The sequence below is a fragment of the Microvirga sp. VF16 genome, from assembly GCF_016864375.1.
Classification (GTDB): domain Bacteria; phylum Pseudomonadota; class Alphaproteobacteria; order Rhizobiales; family Beijerinckiaceae; genus Microvirga.
Map to the genome: position 1 here is coordinate 3,385,608 of NZ_CP069354.1, position 24,268 is coordinate 3,409,875.

Below are 24,268 nucleotides of genomic sequence, written 5' to 3' on the forward strand. Positions count from 1 at the left end.
ATAATGTCTGGTGCCCCCTGCGTGAATGAACATTCAACGTGTTTCAGGGACGTGCCAAAAGCTGCCATTCCTTCGCGGCACCAGACTAGTCACACTATGGATCCAACTTCACCTACGGCTTGGCCTGCGGTGTTGGTTCGCCGAGAGATAGCATCAGTCTGTTGGCCCAATTGAAAAATGCTGCGCCATTGATGACGTCGACAATCTCTAAATTGCTGAGTCCAGCCGCGCGCAACTCATTGATCTGCCTGTCACCAAACGCGATTGGCGTATCGGTCAATGCCACCGACGCTGCAATGATGGCATTCCAACGACGGTCGATATCCACATCAGTGCCCTCGTCGAGCAGGCGCTGGACATCGGCACCCCGCTTCGAATATTGCGTGGCGAACCGGGAATGGACGGAAGCGCAGAAGATACAACCATTGGAGCGCGAGGTGGCCGTCGCTGCGAGCTCGCGCTCGGCTCGGGGAAGGCCGTTGCTCGTGTTATAGAAGATATCCTTATCGGTCTTCGTTCTGGCCTGCAGAACATCCGGATCGCGGGCGAGCAGAAGGAAGTATGGCGACTTGGCGCGCGACGCGTCGACGAGGCCAGCCCAGTGCCTTTCGGTCAGCTGTTCCGCGGAAAATGGCTCCAGCCAGGGCAGCCAGCCCAATTCCTCCTGCGTAAATACAGCGGGTTCCCGGTTTTCCGGATACGACAGCGTTGTCTCGGTCATGGAATTGTTCCCTCTCAAACGGCGCCAGATGCGAGGACGCCCGTAAAGATCTGCGTGTGATCGATGTCGGCACTCTCGACCGCAGACGCATCCGCCAGGGCGCGCAGCCCTGCGACGACGCGAATCTGGAAGGACAGGAAGGCGACGAGTTGCGACAGGGTCACCACATCCGTTGTCGACCAGCCGGCATCGAGCAGCCTCTGCAGAGCGGCCGGGCTTGCGTCACGGGGATGGAAGACGAGCAGATGGGCATGCTGCAGGCCGGCAACGAGCCGGGATCCGAGACGCTCCTTGTTGTCCGCAGAGACTTGGTAATCCGGTCCCTCCTCATCCTCGACCGTGAGAGGGCCTTGCGGATAGCGACCGTAAGGGCCTGCCACGGAACCTCGGGCAGTCTCCGCCCGGATGGCATCGGTAAGCCTGGGATGTCCGAGCTTTTGCAAGGACGCCGCATAGAACTCGGTCACATGGGATTGCCGATGCAGACCTGCCACGAACGTGGCGATGGCATAACGCTCGATAGTCGTGACATTGCCGGGGAACTCCGGCTCGAACAGCGCCAGAAAGCTCTTCTGCGCGTTCTCCCGGGCCTGCGGCCGCTGATCGCGCAACGTGTCGAGGCTGGAACCCGGCTGGATTCCGGCAAGATGATCGATCACATCCGATATGATTGTGCTCATGGTCTTCTCACATTCCGGTTGTTGGTGTGGTTGGGTCAACGCACGAGGGCAACGCGCTTTTCAGTTCTGACTGCAGGCTTCTGCAAGCCGAGAGCCGGAGCGACCTCACTCGCGATCAGTTCGATCGACCGCAGGATGTATTCGTGCGGCGGGTCGACCGAATGGACCTGGAACACGAGATCCGTCACCCTTGGCAGTGTGGTGTCCCGGTTGAGACTTTCGATCACGTCCTGGGATGTGCCCACATGCGTGTCGAGAGCGGCAATGATGTCCATCAGGGTGTCGCCAGGGATCACGTGCCCCTTGGCCGCGAAATCGGCCACGACGCGACGCAAGCCCTTCTCTGCGAGGCGCAGGGCCTCCTCCCTGCTGTCGGCGACGAACAGCGAACGCGACGCGACGATGCGAGGCTCCCGGCCTTCCGGCAGCGCCTCGAGATAGGCATCGATGATGGGGTGCTGAATGTCGGGAAGCGACGCGTGCGGCGTATCCTTCGGTCGCGGCTGCGTGCGGGAGAGCATGAGGCCGTCGCCGGCCTTGCCGGCGCGGATCCCGCCCCCGACGGAGAAGGTCGCCTGCCAGACGCGTTCATTGAGGTCCGGCGCGGCCGGATAAAGAGAATCCCCGCCCTCGAAGCGCCCGCCGCTCCAGGCGTTCCGCAGAATAGCGAGATGCCGCTCATAGATTTCGGAGCGGCTGGCGCTGTCCAGGCCGAAGGCCGTGAAGGACGAGGGTGTACCGCCGGTCCCGACGCCGACCTCGAGGCGGCCGGCGGACAAAAGATCCAGCACGACCGCATCTTCCGCCACTCGAACGGGGTTTTCGAGCGGCAGGGTGATGATGCCCGTGCCGAGGCGTATGTTCGAGGTCCGCGCCGCCACATGGGACAGGAAGACAAGAGGCGAAGGCAGCCCGCCTTCCGCCTCATGGAAGTGATGCTGCGCCACCCAGGCTGAGTCGAATCCATGTCGCTCCGCGTGGATGATCTGTTCTGCCGCGAGGCGATAACGCTCGCCTGCACTCGCCTCATCCAGCAGACGGGTGAAGAAGCCGAGCCTTTTGGGTTGCGAGGAAATTGCCATCGGTTTGCTCCGCTTGATCTTTGCAATTAGTGCGGGCTGGTGCCGCGTTGTCCGGGGATCGCACTGATGAGTTCGCGCGTGTAGGGGCTGCCCGGGCGCAGGAACACATCCTCGACAGGACCGCCGTCGACCTGCCGGCCATTGTGGAGGACCGAGACCGTATCCGAGATCTGGCGAACCACCGCGAGGTCGTGGGAGATGAAGAGATAGGTCAGCCCAAAGGCCTGCTGGAGTTCGTCGAGAAGCGCCAGGATCTGCGCCTGCACCGTGACGTCGAGAGCCGAGACGGCCTCGTCCAGCACCAGCACCTGCGGATCGAGCACCAGCGCGCGGGCGATGGCGACACGCTGCCGCTGACCTCCGGAAAGGGCGCGTGGCTTGCGACCCAGAACCGATTGAGGGAGACCGACGCGCTCCAGAATCGCATAGACCTTCTTCGCCCGATCCTCTCGCGGCAGAGGATCGAAGTTCAGAAGCGGCTCCTCGACGATCTGGAAAATGGTTTGCCGCGGATCGAGCGAGACGAAGGGGTTCTGATAGACGAGCTGAATCGTCTTGCGGAACTGGCGCAGTTTTTCCCCGCGCAGCGTGGTGACATCGATGCCGTCGACGAGGATTCGCCCCGATGTGGGCTTCTGAAAGCCGACGATGCTACGCGCGGTCGTCGTCTTGCCCGAGCCGGATTCGCCGACGATGGCGTGTGTCGTTCCCCTCTGCACAGTGAAGGAAACGCCATCCACCGCACGGAACGCCTCCCGGCGGCCTCCGACGGAGAAATCCTGCACGAGGTTCTCGACAACAATGGCATCGTCGCTCCCGCCGACGCGCGGGGATCTGTTCCCGGGAACGACACGAGCCTTGCCGAGAGAGGGAGCATCAGCCAGGAGCTTGCGCGTATACTCGCTGCGTGGGGAGGCCAGAACCTCGGCGGTCGGCCCCTGCTCCTGAATGCGCCCGCCTTTCAGCACCACGATGTGATTGGCCCGGTCGGCCGCGACACCCAGGTCGTGCGTCACCAGCAGAACGGCCGTGCCGTATTCGCGGCGCAGCTCGTCGATCAGATCGAGGATGCGCTTCTGCACCGTCACGTCGAGCGCGCTGGTGGGCTCGTCGGCGATGATCAGCGCCGGACGCAGGGCAATCGCGATAGCGATCAAGACGCGCTGTCGCATGCCGCCCGACAATTCGTGCGGAAATTGTTTGGCGCGCAGCTCCGGCTGGGGGAGGCCGACGCGCGCCAGAAGTTCGATCACGCGGGCTTCGATTTCCGCCCTGCTGCCCTGCCGGTGGATCTGGAGCACTTCGGCGACCTGGGCGCCGATGGTCTTGACCGGGTTGAGCGAACTCGTCGGATCCTGCGGGATCAGGCTGATCTTGCTGCCGCGGATGGTGTCGAGCTGCCTCTGCGACCAGCCCGCAACGTCAGTACCGTTGAGCCGGACAGCGCCAGTCTCCAAGCGGCCATTCTCTGCCAGAAGGCCGATCACCGCCTGCGCGGTCGTGGTCTTTCCGGAGCCCGACTCGCCGACGAGGGCCACGACTTCGCCCGGCCGCACCAGGAGAGAAACCTCGTGGACGACCCGCTGAAACCCGTCGCTGCCGCGATAGCCCACGGCGAGATTGCTGATCTCGAGAACGGGCAAATTCGAGACGTCCGCAGGCGCAGGCCTGATGTTGATCGCCATGGTCATGCTGTGGCCCTTCCGAAGGACTGGCTGATGCGGTTCGCCGACAGGACGACGAGGATCACCACGACGCCGGGAACGGTCGTCAGCCACCACGCCCGTGCGATGTAATTCCGCCCCTCGGCGATCAGCAGGCCCCATTCCGGCGTCGGCGGGGGCGCGCCGTAGCCGAGAAAGCCCAGCGTGGAGATGGTCAGAATGGCCCAACCGAGCTGCAGGGCTGCGAACGCGATAACGGACGTGAGAGAGTTCGGCAGAATGTGGCGCAGCAGGACCCGGCCGAACGTCCCACCGCTGCCGAAGGCCGCTTCCACATAATCGCTGGCGCGCACCCTCACCACCTCAGAGCGGGCAAGCCGCGCGAAACTGGCGATCGAGGTCACGCCGACCGCGATAGCGGCATTGAGGATTCCAAACCCAAGGAGGATGACGATGCTGAGCGACAGGAGAAGCTGAGGGATCGACAGCAGCACATCGACACCGCGCATGATGGCCCCATCGATCCTGCCGCGCGCCGACCCCGCAACGATGCCGAGCGTGGTGCCGACCACGAGGCCGACGCCGACCGCAACGAAGGCTCCCGAGAGCGAATTGCCTGCGCCATAGATGATGCGAGCCAGAAGGTCACGTCCGAGCGCATCCGTGCCGAGCCAATGCTCGGCACTCGGCGCACGAAGCTGCTGGCGCGCAACCCCGACGGTGGCGCTGTAGCTGGTGAACCATTGCGGGAACAGGGCCCAGAGCACGACGACAGCCATGACGAACCAGGACAACATCAGGCCAGGCTGAATGCCTCTGATAGCCTTCAGCCAATCCACACCCGAGGAAACGCGCCTCGATCCGGGAGATGAGCTCTTGAGAATATCCGCATCGTCGCGCAGCAGGCTGCGTCCGATCGTGTTCAGGCCGGTCATGCGAGAGCTCCTTGTCTCACTCTGAGGCGAGGATCGAAGACGGGGTAGAGGAGGTCCACCGTGAGATTGATGAGCACGAAGGCCGCCGCCGAGAACACGACGATCGCCTGAAGCACCGCGATATCCTGATCGTTGACGGAGCGCTGGGTCAGCCCGCCGAGGCCGTTGAGACCGAACACCGCTTCCGTGACCACCGCGCCAGCCAGAAGCTCGCCGAAGAGGATGCCGGCAATGGTGAGGGTCGGCAGAACGGCATTCTTCGCCACATGCTTCCACAGCACCCAGCGACGAGAAGCGCCCTTGGCGCGGGCGACCGCGACAAACGGTTCCGTCAGCACATGATCGATGTTGCGCATCAGGATCTGGGCGAGCGGCGCCGAGATCGGAACAGCCAGTGTCAGAACGGGAAGGATCAGGGCCTGCCAGGGGCCAGGATTGATCACTGGAATGAGTTTCAGCTGAAACGAGAAGATCTGGATCAGAAGGATCCCCAGCCAGAACACGGGTGTGGAGATGAAGAGTGACGGAATCGATTGAATGAACGAGCGCAGCCACGAGAAGGGCGACAATGCCGAGAGAGCGGCAAGGCTGACCGCGACGATAACCGACAGCAGAAAGCCCAGTGTTGCAAGCCACAGAGTCGGCGGCAGGTTGGCCAGTATCAGATCGCCGACGGGGACGCCCGCATGAATGGAATAGCCGAAATGTCCGGTGAGGAAATTCGCGACGGTATGAAAATACTGCACCCAGAGCGGGCTGTCCGCCGCATAGGACGCGCGGATATCCGCGATCTGTTCAGGTCCCAAGCCGAGTTCGGGATTGAGGAACTTGATGAGAATGGCATCGCCCGGCAGGGCCTGCAGCAGGATGAATGACACGGTGAACGCGGCCCAGAGCACGAGGGCCGCCTGCCCGATCCTTCCAATCATGTAGCGCGGCATGGGAGATCCCTGTCTGATCATCGAGAGGTTCGACGAGGGCCGGCCGGATATCGTTTCTGCGATGCCCGGCCGGCTCTACGCGGCCCTTAACGGCGGGGCGCCAGCCAGGTGCTGTAGAAGCTGGGACGACCGACGGCTTCGAAGGACACGCCCTTCACGTAAGGAGCGGCTGCGAAGGCCTGGGGTTCCTCGAAGATCGGGATGGCATAGGCCTGGTCGACCACGTAGTTCTGGACTTCGCCCGCAACCGCGAGACGCTTGGTGCGGTCCGGCTCGGAGGCAAGCTGATCCAGGAGTGCATTCAGCCGCTCGTCGGCGAAGGACTGCACCTTGTCGCTGTTCCCGCCCTTCTGCAGGAGGACGTTGCGGTTCGTCGGGTAATACTGGCTCTTGATCACGTCGGGATCGGCGCGACCGACCATGGCCGGCGAAACTGGCGCTTTGGCGGGATCGAGATTGTTCACCGTTGCGCTGCCTGAGTCGGCGGTGAGAACATTGAGCTTCACGCCGACCTTTTCCCATTGCTGCGCGACCAGCTGCAACGTCTCCTTGTTCTGCGGCTGCGGCAGGGATTCGTAGGCCGACAGTTCCAGCGTCTGGCCATCCTTCTGCCTCCGGCCGTTCGCGCCGACCTTCCAGCCCGCCTCGTCAAGCAGTTGCTTGGCCTTCGCAAGGTCGTAGGAAAGCTTCGGCGAGAGGTCGATATAGCCGAGCGCCGTCTTGGCGATGATCGATGTCGCCTTCGGGTAATTGGTCGAGAACAGTGTCGCAACGATCTCATCCGTATTGGTGGCCTGCAGCAGCGCGCGGCGAACGCGGACATCGGCGACGAGCGGATTGTCGGGACGGAAGACGACGCTGTTGTTCACACCGCGGGTCGAGGGCGCGTAGATGAGATATCCTTCATCCTCGACCTGCTTTTCGTCATAAGCCTGGATCTGGCGAATGACATCGGCCTGCCCTGCCACAAACGCGCCGATGCGCACGCTGTCTTCGGGGGTGACGAGATATTTGATCTCGTCGAGATAGGCGCGGCCCTGGTGCTCGAGTTTGGCCGGTCCCCAATTGTAGTCGGGACGCGCTTTCAGCGTGAGTTCACGCCCAAGCGTCTCGCTGGCAACGACGAAGGGACCCGAGCCGATGATCTTCGTGGCATCGCCCAGCGTCTCATAGGGCAGCGCAAGCGTCTTCAGGGAGACGAGACCGGAGCCGATCACGGAGGTGCCCTGCAGGAAGCCGGGGGACGGCTTCTTGAAGGTGAACTTGACCGTCTGCGGGTCGATGACCTCGCTGCGGTCGTAGTTGTTGATCACCTCCGAAATCGGCAGCTTCAGGTCCTTGTTGCCGCGCCCGAACGTGTCGTAGTTCTTGGCGACAGCGGCAGCATCGAGCGGCGTGCCGTCGGAGAATGTCACGCCCTTTCGGATCTTGAAGGTGTATTCCGTCGCATCCGCATTCACCGTCCATGACTCAGCGATCCAGGGCTCGATCTCGAGCGTCTTCGGATTCTGATAGGTCAGCTTGTCGGTGATCTGGTTGAGGATGCCACCATTGGGATAAAATCCGCCCGCCGGCGGATAGAGATTGGTATGGGCCTGCTGCTCAAGGTAGACAAGCGTGCCCCCCTTCACGGGCGCGCCCTCGGATCCGGCGGCCACTGCGCCGGTACTCCATATCGAGAAGCCTGCGAGGAATGTGGCCCCCACCAAGGCCGCAGGGCCGATTTTGCGTCTGAAGCGAGTTTCGAGTGTCACGATAAATCCCCTGCACGATTGGGCTTCGAGCTGAATGACTGATGGATTATCGTGCCGAAATGTCCGTTAAAGCAACTGAAATGTTCTTTTTTTAGAACGCATCGGGCGAGCAAAATCTTCTCCGAGACCTGCGGACAGGAGAAGTTTGCTCTACTGGCTGATGATGATTACGTCCGTGCTAGAGCTATTTCCGCTGACGTGGAATCGTCTCTTCTCCTTGGTTTGCCGCATTTTTTGACGGCAAACCGGATTCACATCACGGATCGTCCTTGGGCCACACCTATTTGGCCGGTGGATCGACAACATTGCAGGATCCTGATGGAGTCGAGGGCGAGGGAAATTCCCCGCCCTTCCAAGACGTCCACCTTAAGCCCCTCCCCTGACCATAAAACTCAGGTCCGGAAAGTGCCATTTGCAGACCATAGCATTGGTCGGAATCGAGCCGACCCAGCACGTCCCGCGGAATCGATAGATTGGGCCGATGACGGCCCGCGGGTCAGATATTCAACGCGAGCGCCTTGAGTGCATCGGGATGGTGGCGATCGGCCCGGCTTTAGGGGGCGATCAGATGGGGCCACGCCGAGCGCCACGCGACGTGAGACCGCGTGGACGTTACCGACTTTGGTGTATGGCAAGCCCCGCGCAGCGGAGGCCCGGGCTTGCCAATCGAGCCGTGTGACGGCAATCTTAAGCTCAACAAGACGTTCAGCGGGTGTATGCCGGAGCATTGTCTCGTCGGGCAACAGGACAAGGGAAACTGCCATCATGATCATGGACGGTAGGAATGCCGATGCTGGAGAGATGGACAAGGCAGCCTTGCCCGGGCCTCGGACGGGGCTTCTCAGCCGCCGGTCGTTTCTGGCCGGCTCGGCCGCCAGTGTCGGCGCGCTGGGGCTGGCCGGCTGCGTGACATCCGACGGCATGAGCCTCGCTGAGGCGGCGAAGGTCTACGGGCCGGTGCCCGATGAGAAATTCCCGATCCCGGCGATCGATGTCAGCAAGGTCGATCCGAAATATTATCGCCGGACCGTTCGCTACGACACCAAAGAGGCGCCCGGTACGATCATCGTCGATCCCGGCAATTACTACGTCTACCGCATCGAGGAGGACGGAAACGCCACCCGCTATGGCGCCAATGTCGGCCGCGACGGATTCCGGTGGAGCGGTGACGCGTATGTCGGGCGCAAGGGCGAATGGGCGACCTGGACCCCGCCCAAGGAGATGATCAAGCGCCAGCCCGAGGCGGCCAAATGGGCCCGCGGCATGCCGGGCGGCCTCGACAATCCGCTCGGCGCCCGCACGCTCTATCTCTATCAGAACGGCGCCTACACGCTCTACACGATCTATGCCAGCCTCGACGCCGAATCGATCGGCAACGGCATCACCAGCGGCTGCGTCGGCCTCCTCACGCAGGACATGATGCACCTTTACGACCGAACCTCGGTCAAGACGAAGGTGGTCGTCCTGCCGGCCTAGCAACGGCGCCAGCCCCGGCAGCCCTGGTCGTCTTGGCGCTGCCGGTGCGGGCAGCGCAAACAACAGGCCCGTTCTTGGAGTCTGAGCGATGGTGCGGGTGGCGATCCCTGGAAGGTCGACGAGGCGACCTTTATCGTCACGCAAGACTCCAGGTTGGCGACGCCAGCATCCAGATTGTTGAAGAGGGTGCTGTAGAGTCGGCAGGGTCTGGAGAAGGACGTTCCTGTTCTCGGCGTCGGCTAAGCGGTGTTTCAGCTCACCGCTTCCCGGCCTGATCCATAGTGCATCTCTGCACGGCACGAGCCCCGAAAACAGGGACGGTGCGTCTTCTGGCCCGAAGGTCCTGATCGCTTTCGACCGTCCTGCGACCTTCGGAATGTCCGCTAGCGCATAGACGATGGTCCTTGCCTGGTGAGCCGCTCGGGTATCCAACGATCGATCAACGCGTTTCCACACAGACGATTATCACCGCGCTTATGGCAAGTGCTCTACTGACAGGTTGCGTCTCGAGCTCCGGTTCGGACTCGCGTCCACCGACTGACGCCTCCTCCTCGGCAAATCAATCACGCGGGATCTGCAACGACACCTTCGGGAGCCGCGAACTGGGCATCGCTCTACGGGAAACGGACCGCCACCTTCATGGCAACATGAGTTTGCGCGCGAGCGTCACCGCCGCGGCATCGAGGGAATCCCCCTGCGCTGTCGGCATCAGGTTCCCGGCCTTGAGCATGAACTCGGTCATGACGTGCAGGATCCGTTCGTCTGACTCGACCACGCCCGCGGCGTCAAAGTCCTTGCGGATTTTGCCGAACACGTCGCTGCGCTCCGGATCGACCGTGCCCCTGGCGAGGGCATCCGAATAGACCTCCGCATCGCGGCCCGTCATTCCCAGTTTCTCGGCGGCCCACCTGCCGAGGAGTTTGTTGCGCAGGATCGTCTTTCCCACATCGTCGGCACTGGTCATCGAAAACCTCCGATTGCCTTCCGTGGAATGCCCCTTCCGGTCAGCGAGTTTCGTGGACCGGATGCTTCGGAATTCGGTAGCAAAGGCCACCGAGATATCGGGATAGGTCGTGAAGACCTGGTCGCCACCCTTGCCTGCCGCGGGTGATCCGATCGGCAGGAGCACAAGTGCAGGAGCCCGTTTGCGGAGGGCACGGGCGAATGCATAAGTCTAACTCGCTTGAGCAGGGCGCTCCTCAAGCGGCCCTGTTCTTGAGTGCACCGATAAGGACGGTCAAAATAGCCCCGCCAGCACCGCCGCTGACGAGGTTGGCGAGGACTCCCCCGACACTGAAATTGCCGCTTGCAAGGGATGCACCGATGGCCGGCATTGCAAGGGCCACGATCTGTCCAAGAACTCCGCCACCGACAGCGCCTGCGATAAGGTTTCCGGCAGTGCCCAGGTCAAAGTTAGGGGATGCTTTCCCCGCCGCTCCACCTCCCACTGCGCCTGCGATCAGATTGATTAGAATCTGTTCCATTCGCGCCTCCCGATGAGCACTCAACCTCTTGCCGGTTGAGTGATAGGCTTGGTCCTAGAGCACACCAAAGGCGAGCCCTGGGGCTGAAATTCTCCCATCAAGCTCACGCCTACACTGCGCCCGTCGATCGCTGTTAGCAAGCTGCTCGGAAGTGACTCAGGCAAGAGGATGGCAGCATGGGATGTTTCGGAGGCGACCTGACGACAAGGCTGGTCGACGGCGGCGGGGAGAACCGTGCGGGCTCGACCGCACCCTTGTCACAAGCAGTTTTGGCCTAGGTTATTTGACGGTTCGGTCCCCTCGCGGCCGAGCCGTTGTTGGTTGCCTTTCGTCAGGCTCGTCAGCGCCACTTGAGGGAACGACCATGCCCAACGCCAGCCATTTCGAACCTCTCGGACAGGTCGATCTCGCCTTTTCGGACTGGCGGCCTCTGCAACACCTGAAGGACCCGCTTCACAAGGATCTGTCCGCCGTCGCGCGTGTCGGCAACAGCCTCTTTCTCGCCTGCGACGAGACCGCGAGCGTCGAGCGGTTGCGGCGCATCAAGGACGGCCGGTTCGGCGAGCATCGGCATTTCGCTCTCGACGGACTCATTGACCTGCCGGCCGGCGCCGAAGGTGAAATGGACATCGAAGGTCTGTGCGTTGTTGACGGCTTTCTCTGGATCGTTGGCTCGCATGCGCTCAAGCGCAGCAAGCCGAAGCGCGACGAGAGCGACGCCGATGACGCCCTGCGTCGGATGGAACAGGTGAACCGCGAGCCGAACCGGCACTTCCTGGGCCGGATCCCACTCGTCGAGGAGGCGCCAGGCTTGTTCATGCCGACGCGCTCGAACGGCAAGCGCCAAGCCGCCTGGATCAAGTTCGACAAGAGGAGCAGCGCCCTCACCCGTTGGCTCGCCGAGGATCCGCATCTCGGCCCCTTCCTCTCGATCTCCGCCAAGGAGAACGGGTTCGACGTCGAGGGGCTGGCGGTGCGCGGCGACCGGATCTGGCTCGGCCTGCGTGGCCCGGTACTGCGGGGCCACGCGGTGGTGCTCGATCTGGAGATCGCCGAGAAGGCACCGGGTCGGCTCAAGGCACGCCGCATCGAGAGTGAGCGGCGCTACCGCAAGCACCTGCTCGACACGCGCGGTCTCGGCATCCGCGACATGCGGTTCGACGGCGACGACCTCCTTCTGCTGGTCGGGCCCACGATGTCCCTGGAAGGACCGGCCTTCGTGCTGCGCTGGCGGAATGCGGTTCGCGACGACGTCTCCGGCGTCATCGCCCCAGACCGTATCGAGACGGTCGCCGAACTGCCGTATCGGTTGCACGCCGATCACCCCGAGGGCATCGATCACTGGCCGGAGGCAGGTCCCGGGGGCCTGATTGTCATCTACGACGCCCCGGCCCCGGAGCGGACGGAACCGGACGCCTTCACGGTGCGCGCCGACCTGATCGGGCCGTGCCGACCGAAGGTCAGGTCACGAGCCAAGCGGGTGGCGGCATTGGCATCCTAGTATTCGGGCCGAAGAGCGTTAAGCAGGACGGCCTTCGGCCCACCAAGTGATCGACGTCCGGCCCTGAGAGCAAGGGGCCGGGTTCCGCACGATCCGCTAGCAGCGACGGAGCCGCGGCTGCCCGGACGCATCCATCATCATGCGGCCGTTCGGGTCGTACATGTAGCAGTAACCCGGAGAAGCTTGGGCGGTCCGGGCACCTGCGGCGGTACCCACGGCTGCGCCGCCGACGCCGCCGACCACCGCGCCGACGGGACCGGCGACCACCGCCCCGGTGGCGGCCCCCGCCGCGGTTCCGGTCGTCGTCGGTGAACAGGCTGCCATCGCTACGCAGGTACACAGAGCTAAAGCGAGCTTGTACATCTGCCGCTCCTCTTCTGGATGCTGGTCTTCGGCCTCTGCGCGGGCTGTGATCGCCCGCGAAGGGGTCTCTTGCTAACGTGGCAATGCCCGGTCGGTTGCCGCAGCAGGATCGAGCCCGCGCGGGAAACGCTCTTCGGGGCTCGGGTGCTTGAGCACTCCCTCGCGCTCTGCGTGGAAACGCACCCCGGCTCTTCGCGCCTCATGATGCGCCAGGGTCTTGCTCTATGGCGGATGGGGATTGCTGTCTCGCCCGCGCAAGTTATCGATCAGGATATGCACGCTGATCAGCAGTACCCAGATGGGCAGGACCATGATGCTCCAGTTGAGATAGAAGCTACCGAGAAGCACCAGCGCAGCCAGCGCATAGCCGGTCGCCGCCATCCATCGGGGGGCGATCGCGGTGTAGATCACGACCGTGGACGTCGAGATCATGAAGACGCCGGCCATCTTGATCGCATAGACGTTGAACAGGACGTAGGCGACCGCGCGTCCGAGACGGAACGTCGGAGTGGGACTCGTTCCGGTCATCTCGGTAGAGGGAGCAATGAGCAGCAAGGCGCCGACAATTGTCGCCGCAACGAACAGGGTCGCCAGGAACAACAGGCCGCTCCCCAGAAACACCGTCGCGAAAAAGCGATCCTCCTTCGGACCGAGGCGGTCGCGCAGCACGCCGATGAACCACAGGAAGGCGATGCCCGCAAAGGGAATGAGATTCAGTGCCAACGCCACGTGCCCGGAGCCATCGGCCAGCCAGGTGCCAGGATCCAATGGATCGGCGGGAACCGCGCTCCGGAAGATCCAAAAGATGACGATCAACAGGACGGAAAAGACGATGCCGGCAACGGCAGCCGCCCGTGGTGTTCTCAGATGCGAGTACATGGCGGTCTCTTCCTGGGGCATCGCTGACCTCCTCGCTTGAGCCCAGACCCATGAGCCTGATCGTACCGTCAGCTTAACCCGAGGGTGAAGGGGCATTGTCGCGTTCATCGCGCGACGAGAGCTCGGTGCAGAAGTCGCGACTGCGGCGGTAGCCTCGATGACCATGATGCACGATGCGGTTCTTCAGGGACTTTGACGATGTCAAGGCGGCCGTCGGAACTGAGGTCGGTGCGAGCGACGGGATCGACATTGTCGGCTTGCGGTAGGGTGATCGGAGGAATCGACGTCCTTGGATCAAGCGTCGCGGGATTTCCGCGCAAACTCGGTTATAGTCTCCTTCCGAGGACGACCTACATCCGGGAGGCTTGCATGATGACCATGCCGGCAATCATGGCTGACGAGCTCGGGAGGCATATCGCAAGCGACTTTCGCCGCCTGTTCGGCTCGGCGCAACAGGACAAGGCCGAGCGCCTCGACGGCGCCGCACGCATGGCCCTGGAATGCCTCGGCCGGAGCGATGCCCTCTACCACAACATCGAGCATACCTTCCTGGTCACGCTGGTCGGGCGGGACCTCCTCCACGGCCGGATCCTGACCGAGCGCCTGGAGCCGGACGACTACTCGCACCTGATCGTCGCCTGCCTGCTGCATGACATCGGCTATGTCCGCGGCATCCTGAAGGGCGACGGGCAGGACCGCTGCGTGGTGGACGCGAATGGGGCAACCGTGACGCTGCCGCGCGGGGCATCGGATGCGGCGCTCGCCCCCTATCACGTCGACCGCTCCAAGCTCTTCGTCATGGAGCGGCTGGCAGGCTCGCCGTTGCTCGATGCCGAGCGGGTGGCGCGTGCGGTCGAATTCACCCGCTTCCCCACGAGCCAGCCCTCCGCCGATGCGCCGGAGGACCGGGAGGGGCGGCTGGTCCAGGCGGCTGACCTGATCGGGCAGCTCGGCGACCCTCTTTACCTGAAAAAGGCCAATGCCCTGTTCTATGAATTCGAGGAGATCGGCCTCAACCGGCAGCTCGGCTACGCCTCCCCGGCCGACTTGGTCGAGCGATTTCCCGACTTCTACTGGACCCAAGTCTCGCCTCACTTAAGTGAAGCGATTGCCTACCTGAACGTGACGGCGGCGGGCCGCCAGTGGATCGCGAACCTTCACAGCCACATGTTCTGTGCCGAGCACGCATTCACCCTCATGGGGCCTCAGCGATAGTCCGCTGGCATGGCGGTGGGTCGAGGCTTGCGCCTCTGCACGTCTCCACCGGGCTGGCCGCAAGCGGCCGCCGGATGTCGTCCGAGAACTCAGCCCCTTGAACGCCCTTGAGGTGAATAGACAATCCGGGCCAATGTGTGGGGATGATCTATCCCTTTTTCCCGCACGCGGCGCAGCCAGGCTGTTTCCTTTTGTCGGCCGCGCGCGATTATAGGTTGATCCCCCGGACCTCTTGGTCCCACAAAGGGCGACGGGAGGCCTTTCGGGAAAGCGCGGCATGAATGAGCACGGCAGACATTGATCACCGCACCCGGCCGGACAACGCAAACGGCACGATCCGCGCCGCACGTCTGCGTCTTGAGCAAACACGAACGTCACTCAAAAGGGCCGAGAAAGTCATCGCGGATTCACATCGTGTCATCGAGCAGTCCCGCGCGCTTTTAGTTGGCTCGGTCGGCACCCATCCCCGAAGGGCCCGAGTGCCGGCCCCTGCCCCGCAACCGATTATCACCCGTTCCTCCACCCCGTTCGTGTCGCAGCCGGCCCTTGACAGGGCAGATGAGGAACTCTGTCACGCGGAGCTTGAATATGGTCGAGCGCTTCTTGGTTTGAGCCGCGTCTGGGACAAGCTGGGATCCAGCCTGACGGACGACATTCTCCGAGAGGAGCAGGTGGCGACGGCGACCTATGATCGCGCCGCAGCGCGCCTGCGCGAGCTTGACGCCCGATGGTTCGCCTTGCAAGAAGCCCTGGCGTCCGAGCAGGAAGCGATGCGGTTGGGATCGCCATCTCGCGCGTGGTTGAACTGACGACGCAACATCTTTGTGCCGCGGTCGCCGCTCTCCCTGCGCGTTCTTGCGTCGAGTAGATCGGGTGACTTCAACCGCCGACGTGAAAGCCTCCAGCAATCCGATGGAAAACCCTTGCCCCACCCAGTGGCGTGATGTGCTTCCCGCACCTCAAATCTCACACCCGCAGATGGGGCTTGAGGGAGGCTCTGTCCTCGCGTTGTCGACGTGAGACGATCAGGGCCGCGAGGAGACGCCATCAGGTAAACCCCTGAGAAGCCGTAGGACAGCACCTGGGCCACAGGTCACCAGGATTGTCGTTGAGCATTGCGCATGGCGTGGTGCCCGGGAGAGCGTTGATCTTGCGCACTGCCTCAAGCAGCAGTCCCCGCCAGAAGCCGATTTACGCGCTGAGCCCTGACGGACACAATGCAAGACCTTCATCGGCCTCGCGAATGGTGATGCACATGGACGACATCCACGCAGACGCCATCACTCCCCTTCTGAGGGATGCGGAGAATGAGGCGGAACTCACCACGGCCTGGGTTCGCATCGCGCTCGCCCTGGCGTTGGTGGGAAGCCTGTTGATCTCGAGCCGGATCGCGGTGGTCGCCGGCGACCTCGACATTCTGCGGCGGCTCGGACTGGCCGGGCTGGCCGTGGGCGCGTTACTGGCACTTGGTGTGGCATCCCTCGTGCTCGTGCGCACCGGTTGGTACGCGCCATGGATGGCATTCGCGTCCACGTCCGGGGACGCCGCCATCATCCTCCTGCTGGTCGGAGTCACGCTCCGTGACGCCCACCTCGTGGGCAATTGGATCGCCGCCGTTCCGGCCATCTGGGCCGCGCCTCTCATCCTCGCCACTGGGGCCTTCCGCTATCGTCCAGGCGTTCAACTGTGGGCCACGGGACTGCTGGTGATCGGACTCGGGCTGGTCGCCGCAGATTTCGAGACGAGCACCTTCCTGCGACCTGCGGAGGAAGCAATGCTCGCGGCCTCCGGCGCCGCCGATCTACTCTCCCTTCCGGCCAACCTGACCCGAACCCTTATCCTGGCCCTGACCGGCGCGATCACTGCGCTGGTCACGCTGCGGGCCCGCCGCCTGCTGCATCGTGCGGTGAGGGAGGCCGATGAGCGGGCGAGCCTGGCGCGGTTTCTGCCGGCCGAGATCGCTCCTCTCATGGTGGGGCGCACTCTCGATGCCTGGCGGAGTGGCCGACGGCAGGAGATCACCGTGTTGTTCGTCGACCTTCGGGACTCGACCGCCCTGGCCGAGCACATGGATCCGGAACGGTTATCGATCTTTGTCTCGGCTTTCCGGCGCCGGGTGATGCAAGCCGCGCAGGCATATGGCGGAATCGTCGACAAGTTCATCGGAGATGGTGCGCTCCTGATCTTCGGGGTTCCCGAGCCAGGGCCGGATGACGCCAAACGTGCCATCGGATGTGCCAAGGAGATTGTCCGGCTCATTGCGCGCTGGAACGCGAAGCGGCGCTTCCGCCTGCCTATCCGGGTGGGCATCGGCCTACATACGGGGATAGCTTTCTGCGGCGTGCTGGGAGCATCGGGGCGATTGGAGTTCACGGTGTTGGGCGACGTGGTCAACGTTGCGGCTCGGATCGAACAGGCGACCAAGCGGTTTGCCGTGCCCTTGCTGGCCTCAGACGCGACCGTCGCCCGGGCCGGCGCGATGAGTGAGTGGCGCGAGGTCAGTCGTGAAGCCCCGAGAGGCAGGTCCGGAGAAATTCTGATCTTGCACCGTCCGATCAGGGCTTCGCCAGCCAGCCGCCGCGCCCATTGGTGTAGAGGTATCCTGAAGTCCCTTGATCGATGAGGGGCCGAGCAAGAGTTGGTTGGGGCATCCCGCGCGACATGTGGAGTGGGCGTGAAACCAGTCTACGCCCACCTGATTTATCTATGCTGCTGTCCCGGAATGTCCGGAGTGGGTCAAACCAGTAAATAGAGCGGACCGAATTAAGGTCTGCTCACCGCAGAAATGCAGACAGTCGGCTTACTTCCGAGAAGTGCCATGAGAAGGCCATCCAGCCTCCAAGCCATGCCTCCCGCCGGACCCTTATCGGTTCACAGAGGGCGCTCACGCTGATAAGGGGTCTCGCTCCATACCGTCCAATCTGCGGAGGATTGGGCACGCGGCCTAAACCAAAGGAGAGCTTCGAAGCGGCGGCTTGCGGGAGTAGGCTGAGGTCAGTGGCCTCTCATGGCCTGGTCCGCTGGACGGCCTTGATCGCGAGGCCCCGACGCCGGCCGATCGGGAGGCTCTCCAACCCCTATCGCGCCGGCGTCGCCCCCTTGGCTGTAGGGATAATCTCGGGCTGTGGTGGAGGCTGTAGGCCGTGCAACATCCCTGTCATGACAAGGCGGCTGAATATCGCCATCAGGCGCAGGAGATCCGGGCCATTGTCCAGAAGCTCTCGGTCGATGAGGCCCGCGAGCAACTCCTTGAGACCGCCGCGCGCCTTGAAGGGCTCGCGGAGGAAGAGGAACGGCGTGCTCAGGCCGACGGCGCCCAGCCGGAGCCTCGATCAGGGGCATGATTTTCCGGTAGGCGCCGATCTGGATCGGCGAACACAATGCTCACCTGAGCGTTATGGCTACCATCCGCCAGGGATGCACAGCCATGCCGCGCTACTTTTTCGACATCCGCGAGGGGCTGGGATTCCGTCCTGATCGTGCCGGCGAGGAGTTCGAGGATCTGGGCTCTGCCAAAGCCCACGCCGTGGGCCTTGCCGGAGAGATCGCCAAGGCCATGCCGCTGGAACCCTCGAACCATGTTGTCATTGTTGAGGTCTGCAACGAAAGCAAAGAGCGCCTGATCACCGTGACCGTCTCGCTTTGGTTCGAACGAGCCCAGGTCGAGGATCAGCCTGCGCAGCCTTGGAGTGCGTAATTCGGGAAAGACGGGAATCATCGAACGCACGGCCGAACGGCATTGGTCAGTTATCAGGAAAGAGATCCAACCAGGGCGAGGTCCGCTCGGAGTCAACCCGAGCCATTGACCTCATGCCTGTGTAGGTCAGTTCACACCGCCAATGCGGAAATTCGGACAAGGTCTGATTCGTGCCAGAACCTGCCATTCACAAGCCTCGCGGCACGTCACTCGCCGGCCATCCTCGACATCCCCTATGACTTGACGCACTCCGGTAGGCGCACCGGCTGCGCCAAGCGCGCAAGTGCCTCGGGCGTGGCGCAGGCCGGGAAGCCGGTGGATCGCATCGTCCTGATCATGTGCTCGCGTTCGGTGCCGTTGAAACTCGGGTCGCTGACAAATCCCTCGATCGTCAGGTCGGGATGACGTTTCAAGGCCTCGCCAAGCGTCGCCTGTGCTTCCTCCGACCGCCCCAGCATGGCGAAGCTCGCTGCCCTCTGCACCCAGGCGAGCCTGCTATAGTTGTCGGGCATCTGCCGCTCCATCACCTGAAGGGCATCCTTGTAGCGGCCCGCCATGAAGTAGGCGTAACGCAGGAACCCGCTGGCCCAGGGCCTGTAGCTGGGATTGAGCCGGATTGCCCGGTCCGCCAGCAGAGCCCCGCGCTCGGGTTCGCCGAAGGTGCTGGCCCAGCCGACGTAGTAGACCAGGATCGAGAACGAGCTCGGGTTGAGCCGCAGGGCGGTCTCAAACGCCGCCTTGGCCTGGTCGAATTCCCCTTTCGTCCCGAGGACGTGGCCGAGCACGGAATGCGCCTCGGCATCGCTGGCGTCCAACTGGACCGCACGCCGTGCGGCGCTCAGGGCAGCCTCGCGCGATGTCATGGCATCGGCGCCAAAACTGCTCGCCTCCGTATGCGCCCAGGCAAGATTCACCCATGCTTTCGCGTAGTCGGGATCGACCTCGAGCGCCTTCTTCAGGATCTCCATGGCCTCGGCATTGCCCTCCCGGGTCGGGCTCAAGGTCTTCTCGACGGCGAGGAGGGTGAGCTCATAGGCGGTCAGGCTGTTCGGATGCTTGCGCTTGGCGGCGGCCAGAACCTGGCTCTTGACCGGGCCGGTGAGGATCTCGAACTGACTGATGACCTGCTCGGTGATGTCCGTCTGGATGGCGAACAGATCCGTGGCTGGGCGATCCCAGCGGTTGGACCAGACCTGAGCCCCGGTCGTGGTGTCGCTCAGCCGGGCACTGGCGCGGAGTTGGTCCCCTTCGCGCTGGATCGAGCCGTCAAGGACGAAGCGCACGGCGAGATCACGCCCGATCTGGCGCACGTCAATGGGTCGGCCTCTGTAGGCTTCGGTCGAGGCCCGGGCGATCACATCGTAGCTGTTCTGGCGGGCGAGATCGGTGATGATGTCGTCGGTCAGGCCGCTCGCGAGACGGTTCGTGGCCTCGTCCGCTGCTGTCGTCGTAAACGGCAGGACCGCGATGCCGGGCCGCAGCGAGGCTGGAGTCGGAACGTCCGCGCCCCGCCATAACCAGGCGCCCGTGCCGAGGCCAAGGATCAGCAGGGCGGCGGCGGCGCGCATAAGCCACCGGTGGCGGCCGCGTGAGGGCAGCATCGCTTGTGCCCCGTCGAGCCGCACCCGGTAGGTTCGGATCGGTCTGTCGATGTTCTTGACGTGCTGCTCACCGGCAAACTCAAGCGGCAGGTCGAGCTTGCCCCGGAGATGGTCGTAGGTGGTGCCGGAGATCATCACCCCGCCCGGGTCGCAGATCTGCTCCAGACGCGCCGCGATGTTGACCCCGTCACCGAGCAAGTCCTCGCCATCGACCACCACGTCGCCGAGGTTGACGCCGATGCGGAACACGATCCGGCGCTCGGGCCGCACATCAGCCTGGTGCTCGGCAACGCCCTTCTGCACGGCGACCGCGCAGGTCGTGGCATCGACCACCGAGCCAAACTCCGCGATCGCGCCATCACCCATCAGCTTGACGAGGCGGCCGTGGTGCTCGGCCAGCAGTGGATCGATCACCTCGTGGCGAAGAGCCTTCAGGGCCGACAGCGTTCCGGCCTCGTCCTGCTCGACGAGGCGGGAGTAGCCCACGACATCCGCGGCCAGGATCGCGGCCAGCCGCCGCTCCACCCAAGCTGTCGCCATGGCTGTCTCTCCCTGAGGAGATCTGCTGGTTTACGGCTGTGGGAAATCTGCACGGCCTGGAACCGTCAGGCTATCCAACATCGCAACCCTGCGCGTCAAGGATACCACCGAGACGATCCGATGGCGACGTCCCCGCGGGAGTGCACATGCCGGAAGCGATGTCCCTCCAGGGCAAAGACGCCAGGGTCCGTTGCGGGTCAAACACAGTCCATAAGCCCGGGCGAGCCATAATCCGCTTCACTCTCCTATTGCAGAAGTTTGGCCTACGTCAGACCAGTGCCAAAAGCGACCTTCGTTCAGGCAGTCAAAAAGCATCTCTTTGCGGATGCAGTCCAAATCGTAGGACGGTGTCGGCTGCATCGGACGGCCTACCACCTGCCTCTGCGGCGGACCCAATGGCCGGACACCCAGACCCAGCGGCCGCGGCGGGCGCTCCAGACCCAGCGGCCCGGCACCCAGACGAAGCCGGGACGGGGTCGTGGCCGCCGCTCCCGCCGCCGCGGCGGGGGAGGCCCTCCCGGACGCCGGGGCGGCGGCGGGCGACGTTCGGGACGGGGCTGAGCGTCCGCGTCGGTCGATACGACCGTGCCGAGCGGGATAGACACCGCCGCTCCGACCAACCAATTCAGGAGGATCCGTCGTGTGAGCATATCGATCTCCTTTGCCGAACGGCACGGGTCATCATGTCGGCCGTTTGGTCATCGTGCCCGCGGCCTCGATGCCATCGCTCGGGCTCGGCGGATGGGCTCGGGACAGAGAAGCCGACGATCACCAATTCCGCCATGGACCATACTCCACTGGAAGCAACGAGGCCCTTTTCCAGTAAGCTTTGTAGATATCGGCGCTAGGCTGCGTGGCAATCGGGCAAATCCCCGAGGGCGTACGGGATAAACCCTAGAGCCGCGCCCGAAGATGTCGGACCTTGTCTCATCCGGCCTCCTGCAAGCGAGGTGAGTGGCTCTCCGTTTCCCGGAAACAAGCTCATGCTATGGTCGCTCATGCCGCTCAGTGATCGGTCATCTATCAAGGGGTTGCGCTTATAGTCTCGTTAATATGGTTATCTGCGGCGGAAGAATACGAACCACGCATGTACCATGCGGTCACGCCCGCCGAGAGATGAGCTCTTTTGGGTTATTCCGGGGCTGTAGCCGTTGCCGGGCTCCTATATTCAGTCGCCGCCGATCCGGTCCTTGGCGTTGCGTTGGTGCCTAGCAGCGCACGCCACGACTTGCTGAAATTCCAAAGCCGGATGCCACGAATGATAGCAGCTTTGCTGATGCTGACAGTCTCGGCACTGGTGCTACCGAAACTCGGCCGTCAAAACGACCCGAAAACTGAACCGAGTATCAGGACGGCAACAAGTGCGATAACGCAACTGACGATCACGGTCATCACCATGTCCAAATAGCTTTCACCGTGGGTCAGACCACTAATTTGCAGCAATAATAACACGGTGCCATTATGGGGAAGAGCGTCCAGCGTCCCGGCGCTCATCGTCGTGATCCGGTGCATCAATTCGGGATCGATGTTGTGCTCACTGGCAAGGCGCAGGAAGTCGCCGCCGAAAGCATTGAGGACGATTGCCATCCCGCCGGACGCGGTACCGGTCAGTCCCGCCAACACATTCATGGCGACGGACAGCGAGACCAGCGGTCCTCCCTGAATCGAGAATACCGCATCGCGAACCGTCGCAAACGCCGGCAATGCGGCAACGACCGCGCCGAAGCCGACAAGACTGGCGATCATCAGCATCGGCAGGGCTGCAGAATTCGCACCGGCGTCCAGACTTTCGCGAGGAGATGGCAAGCGTCGAAAATTGATGACAATGACCGTCAGGTTTGCCGCCGCGAGAGCCACGATAACTGACCAGACGCCACTCACGGCTCCGATCGTCGTACCGCCCCACTGGGGCTCGGACAGGAACGAAAAGTCGAGGCGCGGGAAAACGATAAGCGACATCAAGAAATTCGTGACGATAACGACGACGAGGGGGAGCACGGCTAGGAAGAAGGGAGGCCCACTCTCGGCCCGCTTGCCATGCGGCAACTCGGCCGGGTCGAAGTCGCCGGCCGGCGCCGCCTGTTCGCGAATCATTTCATCAAGGGCGGGAGCGGTTTCCGCATCGACACCATAACCTTCGCCAGCCTTGCGCGCGGCCGCCTCAGCGCGGCCGAGCCACCACATGCCGAATGCGAAGATGATCGCCGACGCGATGATACTCAGCCCTGGCGCTGCGAAGGTCGTCGTGCCGAAGTAAGGCATCGGAATGGCGTTGTTGACCGAGGGCGTTCCCGGCATCACCGACATGGTGAACGTGAAGGCACCGAGACCGATGGTCGCCGGCATCAACCGGGCCGGGAGGTTCGCGGCTTTAAACATCTCGCGCGCCATCGGTACGAGAACGAAGAAGGCTACAAAGACACTGACCCCTCCATAGGTGACGACGGCCGAGGCGAGCACGACCGCAAGCATCGTTCGACCTACTCCCAGCTGTTTGGTCAGGAAGCGCGCAATCGCAGTGATCGAACCGCTGTCGTCCATGAGCTTGCCGAACAACCCACCGAGCAGGAACATTGGAAACCATTGCGCGACAAAACGCGCAGCCCCGGCCATGAAAGTCTGCGTCCAGTGGGCAAGCAGCGGCTCACCAGAGATAAGGGCAGCCAGAAGCGCCGCTGCCGGGGCTACCAGAAGGACGCTCCATCCCCGATAAGCCAACCACATGAGCAGCGCGAGTGCGACCAGTATGCCGAAGAGTCCCATGGTCTATCTGTCCCCCTGAAGGCGGATTGTGGCGCCCCGCCATGTCTGCCGTCTCAGGCCGGCGGGCCGGTCACTGCACCGCCGGCGCCCACGCTATTGCTCGGGCTAGATGGCTGGGCCCACGAGAGGGCGGAATAGAGCCTGCCATTCTGTCACCACGATGTGCATCGTTTGGTATCATAGAGCCGATAGCCCCTGTTTCCGCCATATAAGCGCCTCATCGCGTGGGGTTGTCGGCGCATCTCACAGTGATCATTCCGTTGCGATTCAGAGGATTGTCGACAGAACCGCCAGGCCATAGAGTCCGACTGCGCCTCCGCCGATTTGGACGGCGCGATGTCCGATCCGACCTCCCATGATACCAACCAGGAGTGCACTGCCGGCACCGAGGCCGATCAGAAGGGTCGTCGCCATGAGGAAGCCCGCGGCATACGCGAGGCCGGACACACCGGCAGGCATTTCGGTTCCATGAGCATAACCGTGGAAGATGGCAAACACGGCAATGAGGCCCGCACCCGTTAGGGATGACAGATGGGAAGGATAGGCGACGGCCAGCCCAAACGCGACCAAGGAGCCGGCGATCCAAACATCGAAGGACGGGAGGTCGAACCCGACCATTCCGAGAACGGCTGCGCCTGCCATGACGGAAATGAATGTCGATGGCAGCAGCCATAGGGCTCTCCCGCCAATCCGCGCGGCCAATATGCCGACCGCAACCATGGCCAGGACATGATCGATCCCACCGATGGGGTGAGCCATGCCATGCGTGAACCCGGCCACATCACCGTGCCCGGTATGCGCAAGCGTAGCGGTAGGAGCCAACATGACTGCCGAGGCTAGTATTGCTATGGTTGCACGTTTCATGACCCTCTCCTTATTCAACCGAAGAAGATGCCCAAAGCCCACACGGGACTATGAAACAAGCCGAGACGTCTGCTTCACCGAACAGGAGCAACAATAATGCTGCTTGGC

21 protein-coding genes are annotated in these 24,268 nt (G+C 63.0%); 7 read left to right on the forward strand and 14 right to left on the reverse strand.

The window, feature by feature from the left end; translation table 11 throughout:
• Nucleotides 1-112: 112 nt before the first annotated feature.
• The 7 genes from JO965_RS15775 to JO965_RS15805 form a co-directional block, all read right to left on the reverse strand.
• A complete protein-coding gene (locus tag JO965_RS15775) occupies nucleotides 113-721 on the reverse strand; it encodes an alkylhydroperoxidase domain protein (RefSeq protein ID WP_203439812.1) in 609 nt (202 codons plus the stop codon).
• A 14-nt stretch (nucleotides 722-735) separates the two neighbouring features.
• Nucleotides 736-1,401, reverse strand: coding sequence for a CMD domain protein (locus tag JO965_RS15780; protein ID WP_203439813.1), 666 nt, complete (start codon nucleotides 1,399-1,401; stop codon nucleotides 736-738).
• 35 nt (nucleotides 1,402-1,436) lie between these two features.
• The gene (locus JO965_RS15785; RefSeq protein ID WP_203439814.1) at nucleotides 1,437-2,483 is read right to left on the reverse strand and encodes a putative FMN-dependent luciferase-like monooxygenase; all 1,047 of its coding nucleotides are present in this window, start codon (nucleotides 2,481-2,483) and stop codon (nucleotides 1,437-1,439) included.
• 26 nt (nucleotides 2,484-2,509) lie between these two features.
• The gene (locus JO965_RS15790; protein ID WP_203439815.1) at nucleotides 2,510-4,174 is read right to left on the reverse strand and encodes an ABC transporter ATP-binding protein; all 1,665 of its coding nucleotides are present in this window, start codon (nucleotides 4,172-4,174) and stop codon (nucleotides 2,510-2,512) included.
• A complete protein-coding gene (locus tag JO965_RS15795; protein ID WP_203439816.1) occupies nucleotides 4,171-5,082 on the reverse strand; it encodes an ABC transporter permease in 912 nt (303 codons plus the stop codon). The genes JO965_RS15790 and JO965_RS15795 overlap by 4 nt, the downstream gene beginning before the upstream one ends.
• Nucleotides 5,079-6,023: an ABC transporter permease gene (locus JO965_RS15800; protein ID WP_203439817.1), complete on the reverse strand. Its 945-nt coding sequence runs from the start codon at nucleotides 6,021-6,023 to the stop codon at nucleotides 5,079-5,081. Before JO965_RS15800 ends, JO965_RS15795 begins: the two co-directional genes overlap by 4 nt.
• An 86-nt stretch (nucleotides 6,024-6,109) precedes the next feature.
• Entirely contained in the window at nucleotides 6,110-7,777 is a 1,668-nt protein-coding gene (locus JO965_RS15805; RefSeq protein WP_203439818.1) for a TIGR04028 family ABC transporter substrate-binding protein, read from the reverse strand.
• A 765-nt stretch (nucleotides 7,778-8,542) separates the two neighbouring features.
• Here JO965_RS15805 and JO965_RS15810 point away from each other — a divergent pair.
• Nucleotides 8,543-9,253 (forward strand): L,D-transpeptidase, encoded by a 711-nt coding sequence (locus JO965_RS15810; RefSeq protein ID WP_203439819.1) that lies wholly within the window; start codon nucleotides 8,543-8,545, stop codon nucleotides 9,251-9,253.
• 637 nt (nucleotides 9,254-9,890) lie between these two features.
• Here the strand turns inward: JO965_RS15810 and JO965_RS15815 are convergent.
• A complete protein-coding gene (locus tag JO965_RS15815) occupies nucleotides 9,891-10,217 on the reverse strand; it encodes an ATPase inhibitor subunit zeta (protein WP_203439820.1) in 327 nt (108 codons plus the stop codon).
• A 235-nt stretch (nucleotides 10,218-10,452) separates the two neighbouring features.
• A complete protein-coding gene (locus JO965_RS15820) occupies nucleotides 10,453-10,737 on the reverse strand; it encodes a hypothetical protein (RefSeq protein WP_203439821.1) in 285 nt (94 codons plus the stop codon).
• A gap of 364 nt (nucleotides 10,738-11,101) precedes the next feature.
• On the opposite strand from JO965_RS15820, the gene JO965_RS15825 reads away from it, so the two are divergent.
• Nucleotides 11,102-12,238, forward strand: coding sequence for a DUF3616 domain-containing protein (locus JO965_RS15825; RefSeq protein WP_203439822.1), 1,137 nt, complete (start codon nucleotides 11,102-11,104; stop codon nucleotides 12,236-12,238).
• A gap of 585 nt (nucleotides 12,239-12,823) precedes the next feature.
• Here the strand turns inward: JO965_RS15825 and JO965_RS15830 are convergent.
• Nucleotides 12,824-13,501, reverse strand: a complete 678-nt coding sequence (locus tag JO965_RS15830) for a hypothetical protein (RefSeq protein ID WP_203439823.1) — start codon at nucleotides 13,499-13,501, stop codon at nucleotides 12,824-12,826.
• Nucleotides 13,502-13,849: 348 nt separating this feature from the next.
• On the opposite strand from JO965_RS15830, the gene JO965_RS15835 reads away from it, so the two are divergent.
• From JO965_RS15835 to JO965_RS15855, 5 genes are all read left to right on the forward strand, one after another.
• Entirely contained in the window at nucleotides 13,850-14,695 is an 846-nt protein-coding gene (locus JO965_RS15835) for an HD domain-containing protein (RefSeq protein WP_203439824.1), read from the forward strand.
• A 281-nt stretch (nucleotides 14,696-14,976) separates the two neighbouring features.
• A complete protein-coding gene (locus JO965_RS15840) occupies nucleotides 14,977-15,504 on the forward strand; it encodes a hypothetical protein (RefSeq protein ID WP_203439825.1) in 528 nt (175 codons plus the stop codon).
• Nucleotides 15,505-15,950: 446 nt separating this feature from the next.
• Nucleotides 15,951-17,318, forward strand: coding sequence for an adenylate/guanylate cyclase domain-containing protein (locus JO965_RS15845; RefSeq protein ID WP_246776580.1), 1,368 nt, complete (start codon nucleotides 15,951-15,953; stop codon nucleotides 17,316-17,318).
• Nucleotides 17,319-17,838: 520 nt separating this feature from the next.
• Nucleotides 17,839-18,039: a hypothetical protein gene (locus tag JO965_RS15850; RefSeq protein WP_203439826.1), complete on the forward strand. Its 201-nt coding sequence runs from the start codon at nucleotides 17,839-17,841 to the stop codon at nucleotides 18,037-18,039.
• An 83-nt stretch (nucleotides 18,040-18,122) separates the two neighbouring features.
• Nucleotides 18,123-18,392: a hypothetical protein gene (locus JO965_RS15855; protein ID WP_203439827.1), complete on the forward strand. Its 270-nt coding sequence runs from the start codon at nucleotides 18,123-18,125 to the stop codon at nucleotides 18,390-18,392.
• 233 nt (nucleotides 18,393-18,625) lie between these two features.
• On the opposite strand, the gene JO965_RS15860 is transcribed toward JO965_RS15855, so the two are convergent.
• The 4 genes from JO965_RS15860 to JO965_RS15875 form a co-directional block, all read right to left on the reverse strand.
• Entirely contained in the window at nucleotides 18,626-20,533 is a 1,908-nt protein-coding gene (locus tag JO965_RS15860; RefSeq protein ID WP_203439828.1) for an adenylate/guanylate cyclase domain-containing protein, read from the reverse strand.
• Nucleotides 20,534-20,901: 368 nt separating this feature from the next.
• Nucleotides 20,902-21,183 carry a YXWGXW repeat-containing protein gene (locus JO965_RS15865; protein ID WP_203439829.1) on the reverse strand — a complete coding sequence of 94 codons (282 nt, stop codon included), beginning with the start codon at nucleotides 21,181-21,183 and terminating at the stop codon, nucleotides 20,902-20,904.
• Between the two features lie 667 nt (nucleotides 21,184-21,850).
• Nucleotides 21,851-23,296 (reverse strand): GntP family permease, encoded by a 1,446-nt coding sequence (locus JO965_RS15870; RefSeq protein WP_203439830.1) that lies wholly within the window; start codon nucleotides 23,294-23,296, stop codon nucleotides 21,851-21,853.
• A gap of 267 nt (nucleotides 23,297-23,563) precedes the next feature.
• On the reverse strand, nucleotides 23,564-24,160 hold the full coding sequence (locus JO965_RS15875; protein ID WP_203439831.1) for a HupE/UreJ family protein: 597 nt from the start codon (nucleotides 24,158-24,160) through the stop codon (nucleotides 23,564-23,566).
• Between the last annotated feature and the right edge of the window lie 108 nt (nucleotides 24,161-24,268).

Bases quoted from the DNA above. Each gene is read 5' to 3' on its own strand.
- JO965_RS15775 (WP_203439812.1), bottom strand. From the start codon at position 721: ATGACCGAGACAACGCTGTCGTATCCGGAAAACCGGGAACCCGCTGTA.
- JO965_RS15780 (WP_203439813.1), bottom strand. From the start codon at position 1,401: ATGAGCACAATCATATCGGATGTGATCGATCATCTTGCCGGAATCCAG.
- JO965_RS15785 (WP_203439814.1), bottom strand. From the start codon at position 2,483: ATGGCAATTTCCTCGCAACCCAAAAGGCTCGGCTTCTTCACCCGTCTG.
- JO965_RS15790 (WP_203439815.1), bottom strand. From the start codon at position 4,174: ATGACCATGGCGATCAACATCAGGCCTGCGCCTGCGGACGTCTCGAAT.
- JO965_RS15795 (WP_203439816.1), bottom strand. From the start codon at position 5,082: ATGACCGGCCTGAACACGATCGGACGCAGCCTGCTGCGCGACGATGCG.
- JO965_RS15800 (WP_203439817.1), bottom strand. From the start codon at position 6,023: ATGCCGCGCTACATGATTGGAAGGATCGGGCAGGCGGCCCTCGTGCTC.
- JO965_RS15810 (WP_203439819.1), top strand. From the start codon at position 8,543: ATGATCATGGACGGTAGGAATGCCGATGCTGGAGAGATGGACAAGGCA.
- JO965_RS15815 (WP_203439820.1), bottom strand. From the start codon at position 10,217: ATGACCAGTGCCGACGATGTGGGAAAGACGATCCTGCGCAACAAACTC.
- JO965_RS15820 (WP_203439821.1), bottom strand. From the start codon at position 10,737: ATGGAACAGATTCTAATCAATCTGATCGCAGGCGCAGTGGGAGGTGGA.
- JO965_RS15825 (WP_203439822.1), top strand. From the start codon at position 11,102: ATGCCCAACGCCAGCCATTTCGAACCTCTCGGACAGGTCGATCTCGCC.
- JO965_RS15830 (WP_203439823.1), bottom strand. From the start codon at position 13,501: ATGCCCCAGGAAGAGACCGCCATGTACTCGCATCTGAGAACACCACGG.
- JO965_RS15835 (WP_203439824.1), top strand. From the start codon at position 13,850: ATGATGACCATGCCGGCAATCATGGCTGACGAGCTCGGGAGGCATATC.
- JO965_RS15840 (WP_203439825.1), top strand. From the start codon at position 14,977: ATGAGCACGGCAGACATTGATCACCGCACCCGGCCGGACAACGCAAAC.
- JO965_RS15845 (WP_246776580.1), top strand. From the start codon at position 15,951: ATGGACGACATCCACGCAGACGCCATCACTCCCCTTCTGAGGGATGCG.
- JO965_RS15855 (WP_203439827.1), top strand. From the start codon at position 18,123: ATGCCGCGCTACTTTTTCGACATCCGCGAGGGGCTGGGATTCCGTCCT.
- JO965_RS15860 (WP_203439828.1), bottom strand. From the start codon at position 20,533: ATGGCGACAGCTTGGGTGGAGCGGCGGCTGGCCGCGATCCTGGCCGCG.
- JO965_RS15865 (WP_203439829.1), bottom strand. From the start codon at position 21,183: ATGCTCACACGACGGATCCTCCTGAATTGGTTGGTCGGAGCGGCGGTG.
- JO965_RS15870 (WP_203439830.1), bottom strand. From the start codon at position 23,296: ATGGGACTCTTCGGCATACTGGTCGCACTCGCGCTGCTCATGTGGTTG.
- JO965_RS15875 (WP_203439831.1), bottom strand. From the start codon at position 24,160: ATGAAACGTGCAACCATAGCAATACTAGCCTCGGCAGTCATGTTGGCT.